The organism is Leucobacter iarius, from assembly GCF_039530105.1.
Taxonomy (GTDB): domain Bacteria; phylum Actinomycetota; class Actinomycetes; order Actinomycetales; family Microbacteriaceae; genus Leucobacter; species Leucobacter iarius.
The window spans coordinates 1,377,002-1,402,218 of the sequence record NZ_BAAAOB010000001.1 but is presented as its reverse complement, the minus strand read 5'-3'; the positions used below and the strand labels follow the sequence as shown (position 1 = coordinate 1,402,218).

The following is a 25,217-nucleotide window of genomic DNA, read 5'->3' as shown; positions in this document are numbered from 1 at the left end:
TCCTAGACTCGGGGGCACTCGAACCTCATCGGCGACGACGCCGGCGCGCGACGAAGACGCTGCGCGCGGGAAGGATGACCTGCTCATGACCGCTTCAACCACCGACGCCCCGGCGACGCACGATCCGGGGCTCAGCCGCCGGACGCTCGGCGTCCCGTCGATCACGCTGATGATCATCGCCGCGTCCGCACCGCTCACCGTGGTCGCGGGCGGCGTCACCACTTCCTTCGCGGTAACCGGCTCCCTCGGCGTCCCGCTCGGCTTCGTCGTGATCGCGGTGATCCTCACCGTGTTCGCGGTCGGCTACACCGCCATGGGCCGCTACATCACCAACGCGGGCGCGTTCTACGCCTACATCTCGCAGGGCCTCGGCCGCCCGATCGGCGTCGGCGCCTCGCTCATCGCGCTCGTCTCGTACAACGCGATGCAGATCGGCGTGTACGGCCTCTTCGGCTTCCAGCTCTCGATGTTCCTCGAGGCCAAGTTCGGATTCTCGTCGCCCTGGTGGCTGTGGATCCTGCTCTGCATCGTGGTCGTCGGCGTGCTCGGCGTGAACCGCATCGACTTCTCGGCGAAGGTGCTCGGCGTGCTCGTCGCCCTCGAGTTCCTCGTCGTGATCGTGTTCGACGTCGTCTCGCTCGCTGTCGCGCCCGAGGGCGTCACCGCGACCACGTTGAACCCGGCGGAGCTCTTCGGCCCCTCGCTCGGCATCGTGCTCGTCTTCGGCGTCGCGGCGTTCATGGGCTTCGAGGGCGCCGCGATCTACGGCGAGGAGGCGAAGGACCCGAAGCGTACCGTGCCGCGGGCGACCTACGCCGCCGTCGCGATCATCGGTCTCTTCTACGCGTTCAGCGCGTGGGCGTTCTCGGTCGGCATCGGCCCGTCGAACATCGTCGCGAAGTCGCAGGAATCGGGCCCCGACCTGATGTTCGTGTTCATGAACAGCCACGTCAGCGTGATCTTCGTCGACATCATGAACATCCTGTTCCTCACGAGCCTCTTCGCCTCGCTGCAGTCGTTCCACAACGCGGTCGCCCGCTACTTCTTCTCGCTCGGCCGCGAGGGCGTGCTGCCCACCTGGTTCGCGGGAACCTCGAAGCACGGCGCTCCGTGGGCCGGCTCGGTCGCGCAGACCGTCATCGCGCTCGTCGTCACGATCGGCTTCATCTTCTCGGGCGAGGTGTTCGGCGGTGCCGCGGCGCTCGGCGAGCAGAGCTTCCTCTACCCGGTGCTCACCATGTTCACCTGGCTCACCAACACGGGCGCCATGGGCCTCGTGCTCCTCATGGCGGTCATCGCGGCCGCGGTCATCGGATTCTTCCGCAGGGATCGCCGCGGGCTCGGCGCGTGGACGACGATCGTGGCGCCGCTCGTCTCTGGCCTCCTGCTCGCCTGGGTGTTCGTCATGATCATCGCGAACTTCCACGTGCAGCTCGGGCAGAAGGAGCCCACGTTCGGCACGTACGTGCTCCCGATCATCGTGGTCCTGGCCGGCATCGTCGGCGTCGTCTGGGGTCTCTCTCTCCGGCGTCGCAAGCCCGAGATCTACCGGCAGATCGGCCACGGCACCGAGCCGGGCGCCTACGGCACCGAGCTCATCGGCGTCGTCGACGAGCGCTGAGCTCCGCGCCCCTCATCATCCGGCTCGAGGGACGAGCCGCAGGATCCTGCGGCTCGTCCCTCGAGCCGGATGACGTCGCGCCACCGCTACGCTCGAACGCATGAACGATGCCTCCGGCCGCACCGCCCTGCTGCACGCCACCATCGTGGTGGTCGCCTCGGGCGGCCTGCGCGCGCTCACCTATCGCGCCGTCGCGGCCGAGGCGGGGGTGTCGCACGGCCTGGTCCGGCACCACTTCGGCAGCCGCGATCAACTCATCGCCGAGGCCATGGAGTTCGCGATCGACGAGAGCCTGCGCGGCTCGAACATGCTCGAGAGCGGCCTCACCGTCGACGCGTTCGCCGCCGGCATCGAGTCGCTGGCCGACCGCGACAGCGAGATCCAGTCGTTCCAGTACGAGCTCTTGCTCGAGTCGCGCAGGCGCCCCGAGCTTCGCTCGCTCGCGGAGCGCCACTACGGCGCCTACCACGACGCGATCACGCGCCAACTGGCGCGGCTCGGCGTCGAGGATCCCGAGCTCGCCGAACTGATCTGGTTCGCGCTCGACGGCATCGTCTTCAAGCAGCTGGTGCTGCCCGAGAACGCCGGTGCGGCGCTGAGCCGGATCCGCGCGCTGATCGCCGACGCCGCGCGGCGCTGAGCCGCAGCCGGATCCCTCGGATTCCCAGCCCGAATCCGCACGCGCACCCTTGACTATCCAATTGGATAGTCTTAGGCTGAAGCGCCTCCGTCGCCGCTCGGGCACCGCCCGGCGGGACATCGAGACCAGACCCGAAGGGACACACCGCCGTGCCGAACACCGCCATCGAATTCCTCTACCTGTCGGAACCCGACATGATCGCCGCCGGCGTGACCGACATGGCCTCGTGCGTCGACACCATGAGCGAGATGCTCGTCGAGTTCAAGCGCGGCGACTACCGCATGGCCGGCATCGAGAACGACCTGCACGGCGCCCAGATCTACTTCCCCAAGGAGTCGCCCTTCGCGGGGATGCCCCTCGACGGCCCCGACCGCCGCTTCATGGCGATGCCCGCATACCTCGGCGGCAGCTTCCAGATGGCCGGCTGCAAGTGGTACGGCTCCAACACCGAGAACCGCAAGCTCGGCCTCCCCCGCTCGATCCTCATGTTCACCCTCAACGACAAGGACACGGGCGCCCCGCTCGCGCACATGTCGGCGAACCTCCTCAGCGCCTACCGCACCGGCGCGATCCCGGGCATCGGCGCCCGTCACCTCGCCCGCGAGGACGCGCACGTCGTCGGAATCGCGGGCCCCGGCCCGATGAACCGCACCTCGCTCGAAGCCCTCATCGCAGTGCGCCCCGGGATCGACACGATCCGCGTATTCGGTCGCAGCCAGGGCAGCATCGACGCCTACATCGCCTGGGCGCAGCAGCAGTTCCCGCAGCTCACCACCATCGAGCAGGTGGACTCGCTGCGGGGCGCGGTCGAGGACTGCGACATCGTCAGCATCGCGATCCCCAGCCCCTCCGGCACCGAGAACTACCCCACCGTCGAGGAGGCCTGGGTGAAGCCCGGCGCGCTCGTGCTCTGCTCGGCGCACCTCGGCGTCGAGGAGTCGCTCGTTCGCAAGGCCCGGCACGTCGCCGACGCGAGGAGCATCTACCAGGCCTGGGCGTCCGAGATCCCGGGCAACGCCCACGACGTCGTCGGCATCTGGGGCATGCACCTCGTCGACCGCGTGCGTGACGGACGCATGACTCCCGAACAGTTCGAGGACCTCGGCGAGATCATCGACGGCGACACCCCTGGCCGCACGAACGACGACGAGATCTTCATCTACTCGGTCGGCGGCATGCCGGTCGAGGACGTCGCATGGGCCACCCGCGTGTACCGCAACGCGGTCGAGCGCGGCATCGGCACGAAGCTGAAGCTCTGGGACGAGCCCGCGCTCGCCTGAGCCCGGCCGGACGAACCGAACAGCGACCCGAGCAGCAGAGAAGAAGGAACGAATGGACCTGCAGAAGACCAACGTCGTCGTCATCGGCGCGGGCACGGTGGGCTCGATGGCCCTGTGGCAGCTGAGCAAGCGCGAGGGCATCGATGTCGTCGGCATCGAGCAGTACGGGCGCGTGCACTCGCACGGCTCCTACGCGGGCGAATCCCGCGTGTTCCGCACCGCGGTGCACGAGGGCGGCACCTACGTCGGGATGATCCAGCGCTCGCGCGATCTGTGGCGCGAACTCGAACGCGAGTCGGGCCGCAGCATCTACCTGGAGGCCGGCTGCCTGAGCATCGCACCCGAGGGCTTCCCCGATCTCGTCACCGCGCTGGGCACGGTGCAGGAGTTCGGGATCCCGCACCGCACCCTCACGACCGAGGAGCTGCGTCGCGAGTACCCCCAGCACCTCGTCCAGGACGGCGACATCGGCCTGCTCGACGCGCACGGCGGCGGGCTCCGCCCCGAGGTCGCCGTGATGAGCGCCCTCGACATCGCCGAGCGGAACGGCGCGCGCCTGCTCTTCAACACCGCCGTGCTCGGGATCGAGGAGCGCGCGGACGGCGTGGTCGTGCGCACCACCCAGGGATCCTGGCTGGCCGACACCGTCGTGGTGGCGTCCGGATCGTGGTCGGGGCGCCTCTCGCCCGAGCTGCACGACCTGCTGCGCCTGCAGGTGCTGGGGCTCACCTGGTTCATGCCGCGCGACCCCGATGCGTTCGCGCCCGAGCGGTTCCCGGCGTTCCTGCGCGATTCGGGCCCCGTGCACTTCTTCGGCGCTCCGAGCTTCGACGGCTACGCGTTCAAGGCGTGCACGAACCCCGAGTGGCCCGTGTTCCGCGACCCCTCCGAGGTGCCGACGTCGCACACCCGCGAGGAGCTCATCAAGATCGGGCAGCGGGCCGCCGAACTGTTCGACGGCATCAACCCCGAGCCGGTGCGTCAGAGCGTGCACCACTGCGCCTACACGCCCGATCGCCTGCCGGTCGTCGACGTGAACGCGAGCGGACGCGTGGTGACGATCGCCGGCCTGTCGGGCCACGGCTTCAAGTTCTCGCCGCGCCTCGGCGAGTTCGCGGCCGCGCTCGCGACCGGTTCGTCGCCGGCCGACGCGGGTATCGATCCGCGCTTCGCGCTCGCGTCGCACCTGGAGCGGCTCGCGGTGCTCGGCGCCTACACGGGCGGCGGGCACTAGCGAGCGCGCCGGCTCAACCGGCGGCCGGATCCACCCGCCAGTCGACGGGCGCGGCGCCCTGCGCTTCGAGCGCCGCGTTCGCACGGCTGAACGGCTTCGAGCCGAAGAAGCCGCGCGACGCCGACAGCGGCGACGGGTGCGGGCTCTCGATCCGCGGCACGTCGCCGAGCATCGGGCCGAGCGAGCGAGCGTCGTTGCCCCAGAGGATCGCGACGAGCGGACCGCCTCGGGCGACGAGCGCGCGGATCGCGTGCTCGGTGAAGGCTTCCCACCCCTTGCCGCGGTGCGACGCCGGGGTGCCGGCGCGCACGGTCAGCACCCGGTTCAGCAGCATGACCCCGTGGTCGGCCCAGGCCGAGAGATCTCCGTGGGGCGCGGGCTCGATACCGAGGTCCTCGCGCATCTCCTTGTAGATGTTCTGCAGGCTGCGCGGGATCGGCCGGACGTCGGGCGCCGTCGCGAAGGAGAGCCCGATCGGGTGCCCGGGCGTCGGGTAGGGGTCCTGCCCGACGATGAGCACGCGCACGTCGGCGAGCGGCCGCTGGAAGGCCGACAGGATCCGGTCGCCCGCGGGCAGCACCTGCTGCCCGTCCGAGCGCTCCGCGTTGAGGAACCGTCCGAGCTCCGCGAGGCGGTCGCCCATCGGTTCGAGGGCCTCGGCCCAGTCGCGCGCCAGGTAGCCGTTGTCGGCGAGCTCCGCGAGGTTCATGGCCATGTTCATGCCTCCGCCTTCGGCACCAGCGGCCCGCGGTGGGTGTGGAACACGCTCGACTGCGCGACCGGCCGGATCACGATGAGGTCCTGGTTGACGTGCGGCGGCTGCTCGAACGCGCCGACGAGCACCCGCGCGACGTCCTCGGGCGCGAGCGGGATGACGTCCTCGTAGGGCTTCGCCGCGGCCGCGGCGTCGCCGCGCAGGCGGTTGAGGGTGAACTCCTCGGTGTGCACGAGTCCGGGCGCGAGCTCCATCACGCGGATCGGCTCGCCCGCGAGTTCGAGCCGCAGCACCTCGGTGACGGCGTGCGCCGCGTACTTGGCGGCGTTGTACCCGCCGCCGCCCGGGTAGGCGGCGTGCCCCGCGGTCGAGGTGAGGTTGAGGATCGATGCCCAGCCCGCGCCGTCGGCGTCGAGGCCGGCTCGGGCGCCGTCGCGCAGCACGGGCAGCAGCGCGGCCGTGACGGTGCGCAGACCGATCACGTTGACCTCGAACATGCGCCGCCAGTCCTCGTTCAGCGCGCGCTCGACGGACTCGGTGCCGAGCGCGCCGCCCGCGTTGTTCACCAGCCCGGTCGCGCCGCCCGTCTCGGCCACCTCGGCGGCCATGCGGGCGACCTGCGCCTCGTCGGTGACGTCGCACACGATCGGGTGCGCCCCGGTCTCGGCGGCGAGCGCACGCAGGCGGTCCTCGCGCCGCGCGATCGCGACTGTCTGCCAGCCGAGCTCGGCGAACCGCCGCACGGTCGCGGCTCCGATCCCCGAGCTCGCGCCCGTCACCACTACGCGCCGCTCCGCCATGCCGGCCTCCCTCGTGTTCGGCCGCTGCCGGCCCGCTGTGCAGCCTATCGCGCCTGTTACGCCCGGTGTCCGGGAGGCTTCCCTCCTGCGGCGCCGACTCCGTACGCTCTCCCCAACCGATCCAAAAGGGGAGCCTCTCATGACCGATTCCGCCGCCTGGCATTTCGAGACCAAGCAGGTCCACTCGGGCGCGCAGCCCGATCCGACCACCAACTCGCGGGCCGTGCCGATCTACCAGACGACGTCGTACGTCTTCGACAGCACCGACCACGCGAAGAATCTCTTCGCGCTGGCCGAGTTCGGCAACATCTACACCCGGATCATGAACCCCACGCAGGCCGTCGTCGAGGAGCGTCTCGCGGCGCTCGAGGGCGGCACCGGCGCGCTGCTGCTCGCCAGCGGTCAGGCGGCGGCGACCTTCGCGATCCTCAACATCGCGCAGGCCGGCGATCACTTCGTCTCGTCGAGCTCGATCTACGGCGGCACCTACAACCTGTTCAAGTACACGCTGGCGAAGCTCGGCGTCGAGGTCACCTTCGTCGAGAATCAGGACGATCCGGCCGAGTGGCAGCGCGCGGTGCGCCCGAACACGAAGGCGTTCTTCGCCGAGACGATCGGCAACCCGAAGATCAACATCCTCGACATCCGTACCGTCGCCGACATCGCGCACGAGAACGGCGTCCCGCTGATCGTCGACAACACGATCGCGACCCCGTACCTGATCCGCCCGTTCGAGCACGGCGCCGACCTCGTGATCCACTCGGCGACGAAGTTCCTGGGCGGCCACGGCACGACGCTCGGCGGCATCATCGTCGACGGCGGCACGTTCAAGTGGTCGGAGAACGTCGAGCGCTTCCCGGGGCTCACCGAGCCGGATCCCTCGTACCACGGCGCCTCGTACACCGCTGCGGTGGGCGACGGCCTCGCCTACATCATCAAGGCGCGCGTGCAGCTGCTGCGCGACCTCGGCTCGGCGATCGCGCCGAACAGCGCGTGGCTGCTGATCCAGGGCATCGAGACCCTGTCGCTGCGCATCGAGCGCCACGTGCAGAACACGCAGGAGATCGCGGAGTGGCTGGAGAACCACCCCGACGTGGCGAGCGTCAACTACGCGGGTCTGCCGACGAGCCCCTGGTACGCGGCGGCGAACCGCTACGCACCCAAGGGCGTCGGCGCGGTGCTCTCGTTCGAGCTGAAGGGCGGCGTCGACGCGGGCAAGGCACTGGTCGAGAACGTCGAGCTGTTCAGCCACCTGGCCAACATCGGCGACGTCCGCAGCCTGATCATCCACCCGGCGTCCACGACGCACTCGCAGCTCACGCCCGAGCAGCAGCTCACCGCGGGCGTCACGCCGGGCCTCGTCCGACTGTCGGTCGGCATCGAGAACGTCGACGACCTCAAGGCCGACCTCGAGGCCGGCTTCGCGGCGGCCCGCGCCGCGGTCTCGGAGGCGCGCGCGACCGCGTAACCGGTCTCGGTCCCAGATGGGCCCGGGTCGCTCTCGAATCGAGAGGGATCCGGGCCCTTCTGCTTTTCCGAATGATTCGCCACCGGGATAGATGACGGGCGACACCTAATTTCGTGCGATATTCACAATTCGGTCACGAATACTAATATCCTGAGTATTCGGCACCGAATTTCGGCCTTTCCGCATCATTCACCGTGATACTTTTGCGCGATGATCGCCCGCCGTTCCCGGCAGCCGGTCCCCCTTCCGACATGACGCACCCCAGGAACGAGGCCGCCATGACCCGCGCCACCATCGCCATCGCCGCCGCACTCGCGGCGACCCTCGCGCTCGCCGGCTGCTCCGGCGACGGCAAGAAGAAGAACGAGCCGGAGGAGGGTCCGCTCGCCAAGTACCTGTCGGCGCTCTACGACGAGTCGGCCTGGACCGAGGACCGCATGGAGGCGGACCACAAGAAGATGGAGAAGGTCATCGCCGAGTGCATGACCAAGGAGGGCTTCGAGTACAAGCCGGCTCCTTACCAGGGCGGCACGGTGTTCAACCCCGAGGACGACGAGGGCCCGCAGATGGGCACGATGGAGTTCGCCAAGCAGTACGGCTACGGGATCATCGATTCCCCCTGGCAGCAGAGCATCGACGAGCAGAACCAGGACCAGCCGCCGGCCGACCCGAACCAGAAGTACCTCGAGTCGCTGAGCGAGTCCGAGCAGATGGCCTATTCCGAGACGCTCTACGGCCCGCAGCCCACCGCCGAAGAGATGGCCGCGATGGAGGAGGGGGACGGCGCCGAGCCGGTTCCGTACGACTGGAAGAAGGCCGGCTGCCAGGGCAAGGCCCAGCACGAGGTGCAGGGCGAGCAGAGCTACGAGGCCGCGAGCAAGGATCCGGCGTACGCCGAGCTGCTCAAGTCCGTCGATGAATTCTGGCAGAAGCAGTACGAGAACAATGACGCGCTCGACGCGCTCGATCGCAAGTGGGCCGATTGCATGAGCAAGGCCGGCTTCTCGGACGCCGCGAAGCGGAACGACGCCCAGTCGAAGCTCAACGACGAGTGGAACGAGGCCATGTCCCAGGGCCAGCCCACCGACGACAGCGGCGAGTGGAAAGAGCCCAGCAAGGCCGAGAAGAAGAAGTTCCAGGAGCGCGAGATCGAGGTCGCCGTCGCCGACATCACCTGCGCCGAGAAGGTGCAGTACGACGACAAGGCCGCCGCGCTGAACCTGAAGGCCGAGCAGAAGTTCGTCGACGAGCACGAGAAGCAGCTCAAGGCGCTCGTCGCCCAGTACGGCGTGAAGAAGAAGTAGTCGTGCGGAGTCGGAAGCAGAGGAATTCAGCGGAACAGCACGAAGAGGTCGGCGGGAGCGACGAGTTCTCGCGGGTGCTCGCGGGCGAGCCCGAAGAGCCAGGTGCCGCCGGTGCCGCCGACGCGGATTCACCGGGTGCTGACGCCGCAACGGCAGACGGCACCGACGCCGCGCGTCCCGGCCGCCTGCGCCGCTGGTTCTCGGGCCCGTGGACGGGATCCCGCCTCGTCGCGCTCATCGCGGGCGTGGCCGTGCTCTCGCTCCTCGCGGGCGTCGTACTCATGCAGTTCATCGTGTCCCCGGCGGAGCTCGCCGCACGCGCCGCTCCGCCGAAGGCCGGCCCGGTCACCGCTCCGATCGAGGAGCGCAAGATCGAGAACACCGTCGTGAGCCGCGGCGAGGTGACCTACGCCGACGCCGTCGACGCGCAGATCGACGCGGCCGGCCTCTCCGAGCGCGCCGTCGTGACCGGGCAGGTCCCCCAGTCGGGCAAGATCCTCAAGGCCGGCGACATCGCCCTCGAGATCGCGGGACGCCCGGTCATCGTGCTCGCCGGGGAGCTCCCCGCGTACCGCAGCATGAGCATCGGCCAGCGCGGACCCGACGTGCTCCAGCTCAAGCAGGCGCTGACCGCGCTCGGCCTGTCGGCGGGCGACACCTCGAACAACGTCTTCGAGGGCGACACCTCGAACGCGATCGGAGCGCTCTACGAGCGGCTCGGCTACCCCGCCCCCGTCGTGCCCGACAGCGCGCAGGGAGCGACCGACGCGGAGTCGGGCGTCCGCAACGCGGAGCTCGCGCTCACCCAGGCCCAGGTCACCCTGTCGCAGGCGATCGAGGCCAAGTCGAAGGACGTGCGCGCGGAGCAGGCCGGGGTCGATTCCGCCGCCGCCGAGCTCGAGAAGGCGCGCGAATCGCTCGTGAAGGCGCAGGAGGCGGCGATGCCGACCATGCCCTCGGCCGAGGTGCTGTTCCTCAGCAGCCTGCCCCGGCGCGTCGACGAGGTCCGGGTGAAGCGCGGCGACGTGCTCCAGGGCACCGCGATGACGGTGTCCGGCGCGACGCTCACGGTCACGGGCACCGTCGCGAAGCAGGACGCCGAGCTGCTCTCGAAGGGTCTCCCGGCCACGTTCGCCCCGGCGGGCGGTGCCGAGCTGAAGGCCACCGTGACCCGGATCGACAAGCCCGGCACGAAGCCCGAGGGCTCGGGTCAGAACGGTTCCGCGTCCGCCGATGCCGGATCCGGCGGCGGGGACAGCAGCGGCTCGGGCGGCGAAGCCCCGAAGTCGAGCGACCGCTACACCGTGTTCCTCGACCCCGGCAAGCTCACCTCCGAGCAGATCGAGCAGCTGCGCGGCACCAACGTACGGCTCAAGATCCCGGTGGCGTCCACCAAGGGCGAGGTGCTCAGCGTCCCCATCGCGGCGCTGTCGACGGGCTCCGGCGGCGAGAACCGGGTCGAGCTCCTCGTCTCGTCGAAGCAGAACGGCAAGGATCGCACCGACGAGACCGCCACCGTGACGGTGAAGGCCGGACTCGCGGCCGACGGCTACGTCGAGATCAGCTCCTCGGATCCCCGGATCAAGGCGGGCGCCAAGGTCGTGGTCGGCCGGTGATCCTCGAGAACGCGGAGGATCGACGCGTCCGCTCGCGCGCTCGGGCCCGCGCGGCGAAGCGCGCCCGCGAGCAGCGGCGCACCGAGCGGCCGACGACGGTCGGCGATCCCGATTTCGCGGGCCCCATCGTGGAGCTCGCCGACGTCACCCGGCTCTTCCCCGGGCCGCCCGCGGTGCAGGCGCTGCGCGGGGTCGATCTCGTGCTCGAGCGCGGCGACTTCCTCGCGATCGTCGGCCCCTCGGGCTCCGGCAAATCCACGATGCTCAACACCCTCGGCCTGCTCGACCGGCCGAGCAGCGGCGCTTTCCGCTTCGAGGGCATCGATACCTCGGAGCTCACCGAGGACGAGCGCGCGGCGCTCCGCGGGCGGGCGCTGGGCTTCGTGTTCCAGTCGTTCCACCTCATGCCCACGCGCAGCGTCCTCGAGAACGTGATGCTGGCCACCGTCTACGCCGGCGTGGATCCGAACGACCGCGAGCGGCTCGCGCGCGAGGCGCTCGATCGGGTCGGCCTCGCGCACCGGGTCGGGTTCTCCCCCGCGACCCTGTCCGGCGGCGAACGGCAGCGCGTCGCCGTCGCGCGGGCCGTGAGCACCTCGCCCCGTCTGCTGCTCGCGGACGAGCCGACCGGCAACCTCGACCGGGAGAACTCCGAGGCCGTGCTGCGGCTCTTCTCGGAGCTCGGCGCCGACGGTCTGACGATCGTCATGATCACGCACGACTCCGCGGTCGCCGATGCGGCCCGTCGCCGCGTCCGCATCAGCGACGGCCGCCTCTCGGAGCTCGCGTGAGCCCCCGCGCGGCCCGCGACGGGCGCACCGGGCGCGAGGGGCGACGCCAGCGACGGTTCGGCTTCCCCCGACGACGCCCCGCGCGCTGGGCGCACACCGGACTGCACTGGCGCGACCTCGCGCACGAATCGCTCGAGGGAATCGGATCGCGGCCGTCCCGGCTCGCGATCACGCTGATCGGAACGGTGCTCGGCATCGCTTCGCTCATCGTCACCATCGGCCTCTCCCAGACCGCCGCGGGCCAGATCTCGCAGCAGTTCGACTCCGTCGCGGCGACCCGGGTGACGGTCGAGCCCGGCACCGCGAAGGCCGCGGGCGGCAAGGAGCGCGCCCAGAGCCGGATCCCCTGGGACGCCGCCGATCGCGTGAGCGGCCTCGCGGGCGTCGAAGCCGCCTCGGTCTACGCGAAGCTGCCGAACACCCCGACGGTCGAGGCCGTCGAGGTCCACGACCCCGCCGAAGCCTCGCAGGCGCCGCCGCCGGTCATCGCCGCGTCCGGCGATTACATCGACGTCGTGCAGGGGCACATCCGCACGGGCCGGTTCTTCGATTCGGGCCACGACGAGCGCGGCGATCGGGTCGCCGTGCTCGGCTCGAAGGCCGCGAAGCAGCTCGGCGTGAACCGCGTGAGCGGTCAGCCGGCGATCTTCATCGACGGCCGCGCCTACACGGTGATCGGGATCATGGATCGCGTCGGCGCCCGCGAGGCCACGCTCGACTCCGTCATCGTGCCCGCGCGCACGGCGCGAGCCGCGCTCGGGCTCACCGCCCCCGAGAGCCTCGATATCCGGATCGCCGTCGGGGCGGGACCGGTGGTCGCCCGGCAGGCACCGATCGCGCTCGATCCGAACGCTCCCAAGACCTTCAAGGTGGCGGCGCCGCAGTCCGGCAGCGAGCTGCAGGGCAGCGTCGAGTCCGACATCAACGTCATCTTCGTCATCATCGGCGGCGTAGCGCTGCTGGGCGGTGGTGTGGGCATCGCCAACGTGACCCTGCTCTCCGTCTCGGAGCGGCGCGGCGAGATCGGCCTCCGGCGCGCGCTCGGCGCTCGCACCCGGGACATCGCGCGGCAGTTCATCCTGGAGTCGCTCACCACGGGCGTGCTGGGCGGGCTCATCGGCGTCGCGATCGGGCTCTTCGCGATGCTCGGTGTCTGCCTCGTGCAGGAGTGGACTCCGACGATCGCGCCCTGGGCGGCTCCCGTCGGCGTGCTCCTGGGAGCCCTCGTCGGTCTGGCAGCCGGGGCCTACCCGGCGCTCAAGGCCGCCAGGATCGAACCCGTGGACGCCCTGCGCGACGCCCGCTGAGCGTCAGCTCTCGTTCCGCCGCACGATCTCGGGCACCCAGATCGGCACGTAGGGCGAGACGCATCCGGGCGGCGTGGGATAGTCCTCGAGCACGCCGAGGCGCTCGCCGATGTCGAGCACTCGCGCACGCCGGCTCGCGTCCCGGATCCCGATCTCACCGAGGCAGGAGTTCATCGCCCACTGCAGGCGGTCGGGCGCATCGCGCATCTCGGCTTCGATCGTGTCGAGCAGCCCGTCGAGATCGAGACCTTCGGGCTGCTTCGCCACGCGCTCGGTCGTCAGCGCCCATCCGGCGCTCGCGACCACCGGATCGGGATCCGCGATCCAGCGCTGCCGCAGCGGCTCGGCGCTCGGGCTCTTCTTGACCAGGTAGGCCACCAGCCAGTCGTGCGCCTTCGGCGATCCGGCCTCGCGCAGCATGGCGTCGTAGCCCTCGGCGTCGCGATCCTTGGGCCGCAGCATGAGGATCGCGACGAGTTGCGCCGCGACGTCCCCGGACGACCACAGCTCGGCCGCCGCGGCTTCGTCACGGCCCGCGGCCTTCGCGACCGCGCGCAGCTTCGTGAGGTTCACCCCGTGCGAGTCCCCGTGCCGCTCGTTCACGGCCCGGACCCTGGGGTCCTCCAGAGCGGCGAGCTGCTCGCGCACGGCGGTCGCGGTGTTCGTCTCGGTCATGCCGCCCAGCGTACGCGTAACATTCGCTCGCGCGCCCGGGAACCCGGGCAGGATGGAGGACATGGACTGGCAGACGCCCGAGGACTCGTTTCCGACGGACTTCATCACCGACGCGCAGCTGCGCGCCCTCATCGGACGCCCGCCGATCTCGGGAGCCTGGCGCGACGGCGACCCCGTCGGCTCCCGGAAGTTCCTGCCGATCGGCGATTTCGTCACGGAGGCCGGCGATACGCTGCCCGGCGCCCGCATCGCCTACGAGATCTTCGGGGAGCTCACCCCCGCGCGCGACAACGCGATCCTCGTCTTCCACGCGCTCACGGGCGACAGCCACCTCGCCGGTCCCGCGGGTCCGGGGCACCCGACCGACGGCTGGTGGGCCGAGATCGTCGGGCCGGGCAAGGCGCTCGACACCGACCGCTACTGCGTCATCGCCCCGAACGTGCTCGGCGGCTGCCAGGGATCGACCGGACCCGCATCGCTCGACCCGAGCGGACGCGAGTGGGGCGGCCGGTTCCCCTACCTCACGATCCGGGACCAGGTGAACGCCGCGGCACGCTTCGTCGACGAGCTCGGCATCGCGCGCTTCCGAGCGGTCATCGGCGGATCGGTCGGCGGCATGCACGCGCTCGAGTGGCAGCTGAGCCACCCGGATCGCGCCGACCGCCTCGCGGTGATCGCCGCCCCGCCGGTGACCACCGCCGACCAGATCGGCCTGAACCTCGTGCAACTGGAGGCGATCCGCTCGGATCCCGCCTTCCGCGGCGGCAACTACTACGACGCGCCCGACGGGGTCGGCCCGCACCACGGCCTCGCCACGGCTCGGCGGCTCGCGCTGCTCAACTACCGCAGCAACACCGAGCTCGACGAGCGCTTCGGGCGCGCCTGGCAGTCGGCGGTCAGCCCGCTCGGCGGCGGCGGCCGCTTCGCGGTCGAGTCCTACCTCGATTTCCACGGCAACAAGTTCACCCGCCGCTTCGACGCCGGCAGCTACGTGGCCCTCGTGCAGGCCATGAACTCGCACGACGTCGGCCGCGGGCGCGGTGGCGTCGCCGCTGCGCTGCAGCGGCTCGAGCTCCCGACCCTGGTGCTCGGGATCCCCAGCGACCGGCTGTTCACGATCGACGGCCAGGACCTCATCGCGGAGCACGCCCCGGGCAGCCTCGACGGCGATCGCGCGACCCGCATCGACTCCCCGTTCGGGCACGACGCGTTCCTGATCGAGTTCGCGCTCGTCGGCGCTCAGCTCGAGCGGCTGCTCGCCGCCTGAACCGCCGTCCATCGGCGGCCGCCCCCTCGGCCGGGTGCGGGAGCGGCGCTCAGCACGCTCCCACCTCGCCCGCCTAGGCTTCCTGAGTCGGTCCCACCGGGAGAGAAAGAGGAGAGATGCGTCGTTCTGCGCGCACGTCCCGTGCCAAGGTGGCTGCGACGCTCGCGGTCCCCCTGTGCCTCGTCGGCTGCGCGGCGGCCCAGGCCCCGTCGCACTCCGTCAGCCCCCCGCTGCGGGCCGAGAACGGATCGGGCATCTTCGACGAGCAGGCGGCGACCGAGCACCGGGTCACCGGCCTCACCATCACGAAGCCCGAGAGCCTCAAACTGCTGAGCGAGCACGGCGTGACGGTCAGCGGCAGGATCACGATCAGCTCGAGCGAGATCACCGCGGCGACGGTCGACGCCCGGCTCGCCGACGGCCCCGAGCTGACCTTCTCGCTCACCGAGGCCGTAGTGCTCCGTCGCGCGGGCGACGAGGATCCCGTCACCGTCTCGGGCAGCCTCGCCATCGCGGGTCAGAACCCCGTGGGCACCAACGTCTCGGTCACGCCGCACCTGGTCGGCGAGGGGCACGATCGGCTCGACCTGTCGATCGAGATCCCGAAGACCCTGCCCCCCGCGCTCCAGATGATGCTCGGCTCGACCAGCAGCATCGACGCGTCCGTCCAGCTGTCGACGGAGCACGAGGTTCAGTCGGCGAACCGCTGACGCCTCGTGGCGTCGTGCACCTCTCCGACCAGCTCCTCGATCACGTCCTCCAGGAACACGATGCCCAGGATCAGGCCGTCCCGATCCCGAATCTGAGCGAGGTGCACGCCGCGCGCCTGCATGCGCGCGAGCACGTCCTCGAGCTCCGCTTCGGGGTGCATGGTGAGCAGCTCGCGGATCCGCTTCGGCGGGATCGGCTCCGCGATGCGGTCGGCCCCCAGTCGCAGCAGATCCTTGATGTGCACGTAGCCCACCAGCGCATCGTCGGCGTCCCGCATCGGGTAGCGCGAGAAGCCGTGCTTCGTGACCGCGGCCTCGACGTCCTCGGTCGTCGCGCCGATCGGCAGTGAGACGAGCCGGTCGAGCGGCACCAGGATGTCCTTCGCCTGCTTCGTCGTGAACTCGAAGGCGGCGGAGAGCGCCCCGCTGCGGTCCTCGAGGACTCCTTCTCGGGTCGAGTGGCTGACGATGTTCGCGACCTCCTCGAGCGTGAAGGTGCTGTTGGACTCGTTCTTCGGCTCGACCTTGAAAAGGCGCAGCACCCCGTTCGCGGTCGCGTTCAAGCCGGCGATCACGAAGCGCAGGATCCGCGAGATCCAGACGAGCGGCGGCGCGAGCAGCAGCACGGCCTGGTCGGGCATCGAGAAGGCCGCGTTCTTCGGGATCATCTCGCCGAAGACGACGTGCAGGTAGGACACCACGAGCAGGGTGATGACGAACGCCGCGACGGAGACGACCTCGGTCGAGAGGCCGGTCCAGCTCAGCGGCCCCGACAGCAGGTGGTGGATCGAGGGTTCCGAGACGTTCAGGATCAGCAGCGAGCAGACGGTGATGCCGAGCTGGCTCGTCGCGAGCATCAGCGTGGCATGCTCCATCGCGTAGAGCGCGGTCTTCGCCCGCTTCGAGCCGGCCTCGGCCTTCGGCTCGATCTGCGAGCGTCGGGCCGAGATGACCGCGAACTCCGCCGCGACGAAGAAGGCGTTGGCGATGAGCAGCAGCACCAGCCAGAGGATTCCGAGCCAGTCGTTCATGCGCGGGCCTCCCCCTCGTCGGTCGCGGATCCGGTGTCGGTCACCTGCGCGGGCGCGAAGTACCGCAGGCGCGCGATGCGGCGCCCTTCCATGCGCTCCACCCGCAGGCGGCCGCCCTCGGGCAGCAGTACCTCGTCGCCGACCACGGGGATCCGCTCGAGCTGCTGCAGCACGTAGCCGGCGACGGTGTCGTAGCTGTCGTGCTCGGGGATCTCGATCCCGGTGCGATCGCGGACCTCGTCCGGCCGCAGGTCGGCCGGGAAGGTGAGCTCCGTCGCGGTGCCGACCACGCCGGCCTGCGCGCGATCGTGCTCGTCGGCGACCTCGCCGACGAGCTCCTCCACCAGGTCCTCGAGGGTGACGATGCCGGCGGTCCCGCCGTACTCGTCGACGACGAGGGCGAGCTGGTAGCCGGAACCGCGCAGTTCGCCGAGGAGCTGGTCGAGCCGCATGGTCTCGGGGACGCGCATGGCCTCCTCTGCCAGCGCCGCCGCGGGGACCTCGCCGCGCTTCTCGCGCGGCACCGAGACCGCCTGCTTGACGTGGACGACGCCGACGACGTCGTCGCGGTCGCCGTCGATCACGGGGAACCGGGAGAATCCGGTGCGGCCCGCGAGCTCGAGCACGGCCTGCGCCGGTTCGAGGCGCTGCACGCTCTCGACCTTGAGCCGCGGGGTCATCACATCGGCCGCGGTGAGCTCCGAGAAGCGCAGGGTGCGGTCGAGCAGCGTCGCGGTGTCGGCCTCGAGCAGGCCGGCGCTCGCCGAGTGGCGCACGAGCGAGGACAGCTCCTCGGCCGTGCGGGCGCCCGAGAGCTCCTCCTTCGGCTCGATCCCCATGGATCGCAGCACGCCGTTCGCGCTGCCGTTCAGCACGAGGACGGCGGGCTTGAACACCGCGGTGAACGCGGCCTGCATGGGGACGACGAAGCGCGCGGTGCCCAGGGGCTTCGCCAGGGCGAAGTTCTTGGGCACGAGCTCGCCGACCACCATCGAGAAGAGCGTCGCGAGGGCGACCGCGAGCGGCGCGCTGATCGCGCGGCGCAGCGACTCGGGGACTCCGAGCGCACCGATGGGTCCGTCGAGCCAGGCGCTGAGCACCGGCTCGAGCAGGAAGCCGGCGAGCAGCGTCGTGAGCGTGATGCCGAGCTGCGCGCTGGAGAGGTGCGTCGAGGTGTGCCGGAGGGCGTTGATCACCCGGTCGAGCCCGCGCTCGCCGGAGTCGCGGCGCCGCTCGAGTTCGTGGCGATCGAGCGCGACGAGCGAGAATTCGGCCGCGACGAACACGCCGGTTCCGAAGGTCAGCAGTATGCCGAGTGCAAAAGCGATGGCGTCGTTCATCGACGGCCTCGCACGGGGATCCGCGCCTCAGCGCGGTTGGTACTCGGAGGGTCCGATTGAGAGTGGGCTGGGGCGTCCATTTGCGCTCATCCTAGCAGGGGGACCTTCTCGACCGACAGGTGTCCGGGATACCGGATGAACGCCTGTCCGCGCACCGCGGACGGATCCACGGCGCCCAGGGAATAGGCGTAGGGTATTCGGGTGAGCGCCCCCATCGATGCGAGGCGCTTGCGGGCCTTCCCGCGCGCGCTACAGAAAACGAGAGGAATTCGGTTTGGCTGAGCGGACTCCGGTTACCGAGAACGGTAACCCCGCAGGAGATTTCGGTGCGAACGCCTGGCTGGTCGAGGAGCTGTACAAGCAGTACAGCGCCGACCCCAACTCGGTGGACCGCTCCTGGTGGCCGATCCTCCAGCGCTTCGCCGCAGGAGACAGCGCTCCGGGAGCCGCCGCTCCCCCGCAGACCGCAGCCCCCGCCGCGCAGGCGGTGACGCCACCCCCGGCTCCCGCAGCCGCGGCCACGAGCCCCGCCGCCTCGACGGGCACCCAACCCGCGCGCACCACCAACGTCGCACCGCGCTCCGCCCCGATCCCGGCGGAGGCCCCCCGCACGACGCCCATCACGGGCGTGATCCCGGTCGACGAGGACGCCGTCACCCCGCTCCGCGGCATGGCGCGCACGCTGTCCAAGAACATGGACCAGAGCCTCACGATCCCGACCGCGACGAGCGTGCGAACGATCCCGGCGAAGCTCCTCATCGACAACCGCATCGTGATCAACAACCACCTCCGCCGCAGCCGCGGCGGCAAGGTGTCGTTCACGCACCTCATCGGCTGGGCGCTGATCCAGACCCTCAAGGACTTCCCCAGCCAGAACGTGGCCTACGCCGACGTCGACGGCAAGCCGTCCATCGTGGTGCCCGCGCACATCGGCCTCGGCATCGCGATCGACATCCCGAAGCCCGACGGCACCCGCTCGCTGCTCGTCCCCTCGATCAAGCGCGCCGAGACCCTCGACTTCAACGACTACCTCGTCGCCTACGAGGACCTGGTGAAGCGCGCCCGCGACAACAAACTCGGCGCCGCCGACTTCCAGGGCACCACGATCTCGCTGACCAACCCCGGCGGCATCGGCACCGTGCACTCGGTCCCCCGCCTCATGCAGGGCCAGGGCGCGATCATCGGCGCCGGCGCGCTCGAGTACCCGGCCGAGTTCCAGGGCGCCTCCGAAGAGGTGCTGACCCGTCTCGGCATCTCGAAGACCATCACCCTGACCAGCACCTACGACCACCGCGTCATCCAGGGCGCGGGATCGGGCCAGTTCCTCAAGATCGTGCACGAGCGCCTCACCGGCGGGCACGACTTCTACGAGGAGATCTTCGCCGCGCTCCGCATCCCCTACAAGCCGGTGCAGTGGGCCTCCGACATCCACGTCGACATCTCGGGCGCCATCGACAAGTCCGCCCGCGTGCAGGAGCTCATCAACTCCTTCCGCGTGCGCGGCCACCTCATGGCCGACGTCGATCCCCTCGAGTACGTGCAGCGCACGCACCCCGACCTCGAGATCGAGAACCACGGACTCACCTTCTGGGATCTCGACCGCGAGTTCGTCACCGGCGGCATCGGCGGCAAGCGCACCATGCTGCTCCGCGACATCCTCGGCGTGCTCCGCGACTCCTACTGCCGCAAGATCGGCATCGAGTACATGCACATCCAGGATCCCGAGCAGCGGCTCTGGATCCGGGGCAAGGTCGAGGTCCCCTACGAGAAGCCCAGCCACGACGAGCAGCTGCGCATCCTCGACAAGCTGAACGAGGCCGAGGCCTTCGAGACGTTCCTCCAGACCAAGTACGTCGGGCAGAAGCGGTTCAGCCTCGAGGGCGGCGAGTCCGTGATCCCGTTCCTCGACGCCATGCTCATCGACGCGGCCGAGGACGGCGTCGACAGCGTCGACATCGGCATGGCGCACCGCGGCCGCCTCAACGTGCTCTCCAACATCGCGGGCAAGACCTACGGTCAGATCTTCCGCGAGTTCGAGGGCGCGCAGATGCAGAAGGCCGGCTCGGGCGACGTGAAGTACCACCTCGGCACCTCCGGCGTCTTCACCGCACCGAACGGCACCCAGGTGCCGATCCACCTCGCCGCGAACCCCTCGCACCTCGAGACCGTCGACGGCGTGCTCGAGGGCATCGTCCGCGCCAAGCAGGATCTGAAGCCGATCGGCTCGTTCACCACGCTGCCGATCCTCATCCACGGCGACGCGGCGATGGCCGGACAGGGCGTCGTGTACGAGACCCTGCAGATGTCGCAGCTGCGCGGCTACCGCACGGGCGGCACGATCCACATCGTGATCAACAACCAGGTCGGCTTCACGACCCTCCCCCGCGACTCGCGCACCGGCATCTACTCGACCGACGTGGGCAAGACGATCCAGGTGCCCATCTTCCACGTGAACGGCGACGACCCCGAGTCGGTCGTCCGCGTCGCGAAGCTCGCCTACGAGTTCCGTCAGCGGTTCCACATCGACGTCATCATCGACCTCGTCTGCTACCGCCGCCGCGGTCACAACGAGGGCGACGACCCCTCGATGACCCAGCCGCTCATGACCGACCTCATCGAGGCGAAGCGCTCGACCCGTCGCCTGTACACCGGCGCGCTCGTCGGTCGCGGCGACATCACCGAAGAGGAGTACGAGAAGTCGAAGCTGGACTTCCAGGACCGCCTCGAGCGGGCGTTCATGGAGACGCACGCCGCGCAGACCGGCTCGATCCCCGTGATCGACCAGAGCGGCGTCGGGACCCCGCCGAGCGCCGAGACCGCGACGACCGCCGTCGAGACCGCGGTCAGCCGCGCCGTGGTCGAGCGCATCGGCGACGCGCACGCGAACAAGCCCGAGGGCTTCACCGTGCACCAGAAGCTGCAGCAGCTCCTCAACAAGCGCGTGCAGATGAGCCGTGAGGGCGGCATCGACTGGGGCTTCGGCGAGCTGCTCGCACTCGGCTCCCTACTGATGGAGGGCACCGCGGTGCGCTTCGCCGGCCAGGATGCCCGCCGCGGCACCTTCGCGCAGCGCCACGCCGTCTTCCACGACCGCGCGAACGGCCAGGAATGGCTCCCGCTGCTCAATCTGTCGGAGGATCAGGCCCGCTTCTGGATCTACGACTCGCTGCTCTCCGAGTACGCGGCGCTCGCCTACGAGTACGGCTACTCGCTGCAGCGCGAGGACGCCCTCGTGCTGTGGGAGGCGCAGTTCGGCGACTTCGCGAACACCGCGCAGGCCGTGATCGACGAGTACATCGCGGCGGCCGAGCAGAAGTGGGGCCAGCGCTCCTCGGTGGTCATGCTCCTGCCGCACGGCTACGAGGGCCAGGGCCCCGACCACTCGTCGGCCCGCATCGAGCGCTACCTGCAGCTGTGCGCCGAGGACAACATGACGGTCGCCCGCCCCTCGACGCCCGCGAACTACTTCCACCTGCTGCGCCGCCAGGCGTACGCACGCCCCCGCAAGCCGCTCATCGTCTTCACCCCGAAGTCGATGCTGCGTCTGCGCGGCGCGACCTCGAGCGTCGAGGAGTTCACGACCGGAGCGTTCCAGCCCGTCATCGACGATCCGAAGCTCGAGAGCAAGAGCCAGGTGCGCCGGGTGATCCTGGTCTCGGGCAAGACCTACTACGACCTGCGCGCGGCGCTCGACAAGAACCCCGATCCCCGCGTCGCCGTGGTGCGCATCGAGCAGTTCTACCCGATGCCGACCGCCGAGCTCACCTCGGTGCTCTCCGGGTACCCGGGCGCCGAGCTCGTGTGGGTGCAGGACGAGCCCGAGAACCAGGGCGCATGGCCGTTCATCTCGCTCGAGCTCGCGAAGAAGCTCGCGAACGACAAGATCCGCCTGGTCTCGCGCGCAGCCTCTGCGGCGCCGTCCACCGGTTCCGCCAAGGTGCACGCGGTCGAGCAGGAGTCGCTGATCAGCCGCGCGCTGACCTTCGACAGCTGATCCCCCGCTTCACCGCACCGTGAGGGCCCGCGCTTCGGCGCGGGCCCTCACGTGTTTCGGGCGTTGCTCGTGTCCGCTCGATCCTCGAGGGCCGGGCCCGGTGTCGAGGAACGGACCCGGTGTCGAAGAACGGACTCGGTGCCGAGGAACAGGCGAACTCCTCGATCCGGGGCCGTTCCTCGACAGCAGCACCGCTCTTCGCAAGAGATGCTGCTTCTCGGCGAAGGGGCCGACGCTCGAGGAGCTTGCCCCTGCCGACGCAGACGTCCTTCTTCACGAACGCGACGAACGCGGATCCGCTCTATTCGTTCCCGAACGACGGAGAGAAGCAACGTCGAGGGGCTGCGTTGTCTCCGAGGAACGGTCCAAGTGCCGAGGAACGGGCGAACTACACGATCCGGGGCCGTTCCTCGACAGCAGCACCGTTCCTCGAGGGAAGAACCGGCCCTCGACAGGGCACCTGGCCATCGGGAACAGGACCGGGTCCCGATCAGGCGGCCGAGCCCCATCGGCCGAGCCCCGGCAACTTTGCCTCGGCGCGCGTCCGGCGGCTCAGACCCCGGTACGCGGGCGGATCGCCAGCACGACCGCCGCTGCGGACGCCGGGATCGCGACGAGGAACAGTCCGAGCGCGGGATCCGATGAGGTCGTCGATTCGGGGAGCAGCAGGCAGGCGCTCGCGGCGGCGAGCAGCGCGACCACGGTCGCGGGCAGGATCATCGGGTGACGACGGGAGAAGCGGCTGCGGTGCGGGGTCACGGTGGCCTCCGAGGCGCTGGATGCTGCGGGATGAACGCACTCAGTCTCGGCGATCCTCGTCGCGCCCGCACCCGACGCGCGCGCGGGACCGCCAAGCTTCCGCTCGGCGATCCCGCTCGTTCACCGCGTCGTCACCCGCGCGTCACAGACGCCCCGATCGGGACGCCTCCGGTCAGGAGTCCCCGACCTCGGTTCCCGCGAACTTCGACATCAGGTCGGCGAAGGCGTCGTGCTCCTCGCGCTTGGCCTGGTCCTGGAGCGAACTGCGGCTGAAGTCCGCCGTCGTGGCGGCGATGGTCGGGGCACCGGCTGCCGCCGGGTCGTCGTCCATGCGCGCGGTCGAGTCGTCACCCGGCGCGGAAGCCGCCGCCGACGCATCGGCACCGGCATCGGCCGCGTCGCCTCCCCCACGGACCGGAAGCGCGGAGAGCACGGCGTCGCCGCCCGAGGAGCGCGCGCCCCCGCCCGCCCAGAGGCGGTGCCGGATCGCGTCGACGAGTTCGCGGGCGACGCGCGCCGACCGCTCGTCGATCCCGTCGCTGCCCCGGGCCGATCCCCATTCCTCGGTGGCCGCGAAGATGCCGGTGGGCATGGGGATGGATCGCAGGTAGGCGAAGAGCGGCCGCATCGCGAACTCGATCACGAGCGAGTGCCGGGCGCTGCCGCCCGTCGCTCCCATCGCGACCGGGATCCCGCGCAGCTCCCCGGGTTCGATGAGGTCGAAGAAGGACTTGAAGAGCCCGGCGATGGAGGCGTTGAACACGGGTGAGACCGCGATGACGCCGTCGGCCGAGCGCACCGCGTCGAGCGCTGCGCGCAGCCGGGGTTCGGCGAACCCGGTGACGAGGTTGTGGGCGATCTCGACCGCGAGCTCGCGGAGCTCGACGACCTCGGTCTCGGCCACGATCCCGTGCGCCTCGAGCGAGCGCTGCGCGTGCGAGACGATCCGGTCGACGAGCAGACGGGAGCTGGACGGGCTGCCGAGCCCGCCCGAGACCGCGACCAGGCGGACCCGCTGCGGGGTCGCTGCCGGTGCGAGGTGCTGGGTGGCGTTCACGATGGTTTTCTCCGGTCTATTCTTCGGGTGCCACGAGGCGTTCGGTGAGGCCGCGCAGGGTCTCGATCTCGTCGGCAGTGAGTCGTTCGCGCATCGCCGCGGCGACGTCGCGTGCGTGGCCTGCGCCGATGCGGCGCTGCAGTTCGAGTCCGGTGGCGGTCAGCGACAGGATGGTGCCGCGCCGGTCGTCGGGATCGGGACGGCGCTCCACGAGCTCCTCCTTCACGAGCCGATCGATCAGCCGGCTCAGCGAGGGCTGCGAGATGAGCAGCAGCGAGGTGAGGTCGCACTGGCGCAGCCGCTCGGCGCCCGGCTTGCTCAGCTGGTAGAGCACGTCGTACTCCTGCATGGTGCGGCCGTGCCAGACGGGTGCCGCGGCGAACCGGCGTGCCAGGGTGGACTGGGCGACGAACAGCGCCTCCCAGGCGGCGACCGCCGCCCCGGAGCTCCCCGCCCTCACCAGCGGTCCTCGTCGAGGGCGGGATCCACCGGAGCCTCGGCGGCCTGCGCCTCGGCCACGGCCGTCGCCGCTCGCGCCGCCTCGAGCCGGGTGGCGTGCTTCGGGGTCTCGGACACGTCGGCCGGACGGCCCTTGGCGAACTCCTCGCGGAGCGCCGGCAGCACGAGCTCGCCGAACAGGTCGAGCTGTTCGAGGACCGTCTTGAGCGGCAGCCCGGCATGGTCGATGAGGAAGAGCTGGCGCTGGTAGTCCCCCGCCCACTCGCGGAACGAGAGCGTCCGGTCAATGACCTGCTGCGGGCTGCCGACGATGAGCGGCGTCTGGTTCATGAAGTCCTCCATCGAGGGCCCGTGCCCGTAGACGGGGGCCTTGTCGAAGTAGGGACGGAACTCGTTCACCGCGTCCTGCGAGTTCTTCCGCATGAAGAACTGCCCGCCGAGCCCGACGATCGCCTGGTGCGCTTTGCCATGCCCGTAGTGCTCGTAGCGCTCGCGGTAGATCGCGATGAGCCGCTGGTAGTGCTCCTTCGGCCAGAAGATGTTGTTCGCGAAGAACCCGTCACCGTAGAACGCGGCCTGGTGCGCGATCTCGGGGCTGCGGATGGATCCGTGCCAGACGAACGGAGGCACGCCGTCGAGGGGGCGCGGCGTGGAGGTGAAGTCGCGCAGCGGGGTGCGGAACTGCCCCTCCCAGTCGACCACGTCCTCGGTCCAGAGGCGGCGCAGCAGCGCGTAGTTCTCGATCGCGAGGGGGATCCCGGTGCGGATATCCTTGCCGAACCAGGGGTACACCGGACCGGTGTTGCCGCGGCCCATGACGAGGTCGACGCGGCCGTCTGCGAGGTGCTGCAGCGTGGCGTAGTCCTCGGCGATCTTGACGGGGTCGTTGGTGGTGATGAGCGTGGTCGCGGTCGAGAGCGTGATCCGCTCGGTCACCGCGGCGATGTAGCCGAGCGTGGTGGTGGGCGACGAGGGGAAGAACGGAGGGTTGTGGTGCTCGCCGGTCGCGAACACGTCCATGCCGATCTCCTCGACCTTTTTCGCGATCGCGACGTGCGCCTTGATCCGTTCGTGCTCGGTCGGCATGATGCCGGTGGTGGGATCGACGGTGAGGTCTCCGACGGAGAAGACTCCGAACTCCATGACGGG

General features: G+C 70.2%; 21 protein-coding genes. 12 read left to right on the top strand and 9 right to left on the bottom strand.

The genetic code is table 11. From position 1 onward, the window contains the following. The first annotated feature begins 85 nt into the window (after window positions 1-85). The 4 genes from ABD169_RS06180 (at window position 86) to solA (ending at window position 4,775) form a co-directional block, all read left to right on the top strand. Window positions 86-1,621: an APC family permease gene (locus ABD169_RS06180; protein ID WP_344030610.1), complete on the top strand. Its 1,536-nt coding sequence runs from the start codon at window positions 86-88 to the stop codon at window positions 1,619-1,621. Window positions 1,622-1,721: 100 nt separating this feature from the next. Then, a complete protein-coding gene (locus ABD169_RS06175) occupies window positions 1,722-2,261 on the top strand; it encodes a TetR/AcrR family transcriptional regulator (protein ID WP_344030607.1) in 540 nt (179 codons plus the stop codon). Window positions 2,262-2,410: 149 nt separating this feature from the next. Further along, window positions 2,411-3,541: a tyramine oxidase subunit B gene (locus ABD169_RS06170; protein WP_344030604.1), complete on the top strand. Its 1,131-nt coding sequence runs from the start codon at window positions 2,411-2,413 to the stop codon at window positions 3,539-3,541. 52 nt (window positions 3,542-3,593) lie between these two features. Beyond that, window positions 3,594-4,775, top strand: coding sequence for an N-methyl-L-tryptophan oxidase (gene solA / locus ABD169_RS06165; protein WP_344030601.1), 1,182 nt, complete (start codon window positions 3,594-3,596; stop codon window positions 4,773-4,775). Between the two features lie 13 nt (window positions 4,776-4,788). Here the strand turns inward: solA and ABD169_RS06160 are convergent, their stop codons facing one another. Together ABD169_RS06160 and ABD169_RS06155 are read right to left on the bottom strand one after the other, a co-directional pair. Continuing rightward, the gene (locus tag ABD169_RS06160) at window positions 4,789-5,490 is read right to left on the bottom strand and encodes a uracil-DNA glycosylase (RefSeq protein WP_046456551.1); all 702 of its coding nucleotides are present in this window, start codon (window positions 5,488-5,490) and stop codon (window positions 4,789-4,791) included. Window positions 5,491-5,492: 2 nt separating this feature from the next. Further along, window positions 5,493-6,290 (bottom strand): SDR family NAD(P)-dependent oxidoreductase, encoded by a 798-nt coding sequence (locus tag ABD169_RS06155; protein WP_344030598.1) that lies wholly within the window; start codon window positions 6,288-6,290, stop codon window positions 5,493-5,495. A gap of 139 nt (window positions 6,291-6,429) precedes the next feature. Here ABD169_RS06155 and ABD169_RS06150 point away from each other — a divergent pair, with 139 nt between their 5' ends. The 5 genes from ABD169_RS06150 to ABD169_RS06130 all read left to right on the top strand — a co-directional run bounded on the left by ABD169_RS06150 (window position 6,430) and on the right by ABD169_RS06130 (window position 12,776). Beyond that, window positions 6,430-7,758, top strand: coding sequence for a bifunctional o-acetylhomoserine/o-acetylserine sulfhydrylase (locus tag ABD169_RS06150; protein WP_046456553.1), 1,329 nt, complete (start codon window positions 6,430-6,432; stop codon window positions 7,756-7,758). 278 nt (window positions 7,759-8,036) lie between these two features. Further along, window positions 8,037-9,062, top strand: a complete 1,026-nt coding sequence (locus ABD169_RS06145; RefSeq protein WP_344030593.1) for a hypothetical protein — start codon at window positions 8,037-8,039, stop codon at window positions 9,060-9,062. Window positions 9,063-9,064: 2 nt separating this feature from the next. Beyond that, complete coding sequence (locus ABD169_RS06140; protein WP_344030590.1) at window positions 9,065-10,678, top strand: efflux RND transporter periplasmic adaptor subunit; 1,614 nt, start codon at window positions 9,065-9,067, stop codon at window positions 10,676-10,678. After that, on the top strand, window positions 10,675-11,469 hold the full coding sequence (locus tag ABD169_RS06135) for an ABC transporter ATP-binding protein (protein WP_425560948.1): 795 nt from the start codon (window positions 10,675-10,677) through the stop codon (window positions 11,467-11,469). Before ABD169_RS06140 ends, ABD169_RS06135 begins: the two co-directional genes overlap by 4 nt. Continuing rightward, on the top strand, window positions 11,466-12,776 hold the full coding sequence (locus tag ABD169_RS06130) for an ABC transporter permease (protein ID WP_344030587.1): 1,311 nt from the start codon (window positions 11,466-11,468) through the stop codon (window positions 12,774-12,776). Before ABD169_RS06135 ends, ABD169_RS06130 begins: the two co-directional genes overlap by 4 nt. A 3-nt stretch (window positions 12,777-12,779) precedes the next feature. Here the strand turns inward: ABD169_RS06130 and ABD169_RS06125 are convergent, their stop codons facing one another. Next, window positions 12,780-13,451 carry a DNA alkylation repair protein gene (locus ABD169_RS06125; RefSeq protein WP_344030584.1) on the bottom strand — a complete coding sequence of 224 codons (672 nt, stop codon included), beginning with the start codon at window positions 13,449-13,451 and terminating at the stop codon, window positions 12,780-12,782. A 61-nt stretch (window positions 13,452-13,512) separates the two neighbouring features. Between ABD169_RS06125 and metX the strand changes: the two genes are divergently transcribed. Together metX and ABD169_RS06115 are read left to right on the top strand one after the other, a co-directional pair. Next, entirely contained in the window at window positions 13,513-14,718 is a 1,206-nt protein-coding gene (gene metX, locus ABD169_RS06120; protein WP_344030582.1) for a homoserine O-acetyltransferase MetX, read from the top strand. 116 nt (window positions 14,719-14,834) lie between these two features. After that, window positions 14,835-15,428: a hypothetical protein gene (locus ABD169_RS06115; protein ID WP_344030579.1), complete on the top strand. Its 594-nt coding sequence runs from the start codon at window positions 14,835-14,837 to the stop codon at window positions 15,426-15,428. On the opposite strand, the gene ABD169_RS06110 is transcribed toward ABD169_RS06115, so the two are convergent. Then, entirely contained in the window at window positions 15,410-16,459 is a 1,050-nt protein-coding gene (locus ABD169_RS06110) for a hemolysin family protein (protein WP_046456558.1), read from the bottom strand. The genes ABD169_RS06115 and ABD169_RS06110 overlap by 19 nt on opposite strands. Beyond that, window positions 16,456-17,799, bottom strand: coding sequence for a hemolysin family protein (locus ABD169_RS06105; RefSeq protein ID WP_344030576.1), 1,344 nt, complete (start codon window positions 17,797-17,799; stop codon window positions 16,456-16,458). Before ABD169_RS06105 ends, ABD169_RS06110 begins: the two co-directional genes overlap by 4 nt. Before the next feature lie 274 nt (window positions 17,800-18,073). Between ABD169_RS06105 and ABD169_RS06100 the strand changes: the two genes are divergently transcribed. Then, window positions 18,074-21,793: a multifunctional oxoglutarate decarboxylase/oxoglutarate dehydrogenase thiamine pyrophosphate-binding subunit/dihydrolipoyllysine-residue succinyltransferase subunit gene (locus ABD169_RS06100; protein ID WP_344030573.1), complete on the top strand. Its 3,720-nt coding sequence runs from the start codon at window positions 18,074-18,076 to the stop codon at window positions 21,791-21,793. A 552-nt stretch (window positions 21,794-22,345) separates the two neighbouring features. On the opposite strand, the gene ABD169_RS06095 is transcribed toward ABD169_RS06100, so the two are convergent. The 4 genes from ABD169_RS06095 to ABD169_RS06080 form a co-directional block, all read right to left on the bottom strand. Then, entirely contained in the window at window positions 22,346-22,552 is a 207-nt protein-coding gene (locus ABD169_RS06095; protein WP_046456560.1) for a hypothetical protein, read from the bottom strand. 172 nt (window positions 22,553-22,724) lie between these two features. Next, window positions 22,725-23,609: a CE1759 family FMN reductase gene (locus ABD169_RS06090; protein WP_344030569.1), complete on the bottom strand. Its 885-nt coding sequence runs from the start codon at window positions 23,607-23,609 to the stop codon at window positions 22,725-22,727. 16 nt (window positions 23,610-23,625) lie between these two features. Next, window positions 23,626-24,069 (bottom strand): MarR family winged helix-turn-helix transcriptional regulator, encoded by a 444-nt coding sequence (locus tag ABD169_RS06085; protein ID WP_344030566.1) that lies wholly within the window; start codon window positions 24,067-24,069, stop codon window positions 23,626-23,628. Beyond that, on the bottom strand, window positions 24,066-25,211 hold the full coding sequence (locus ABD169_RS06080) for an LLM class flavin-dependent oxidoreductase (protein WP_344030563.1): 1,146 nt from the start codon (window positions 25,209-25,211) through the stop codon (window positions 24,066-24,068). The genes ABD169_RS06085 and ABD169_RS06080 overlap by 4 nt, the downstream gene beginning before the upstream one ends. Window positions 25,212-25,217: the final 6 nt, after the last annotated feature.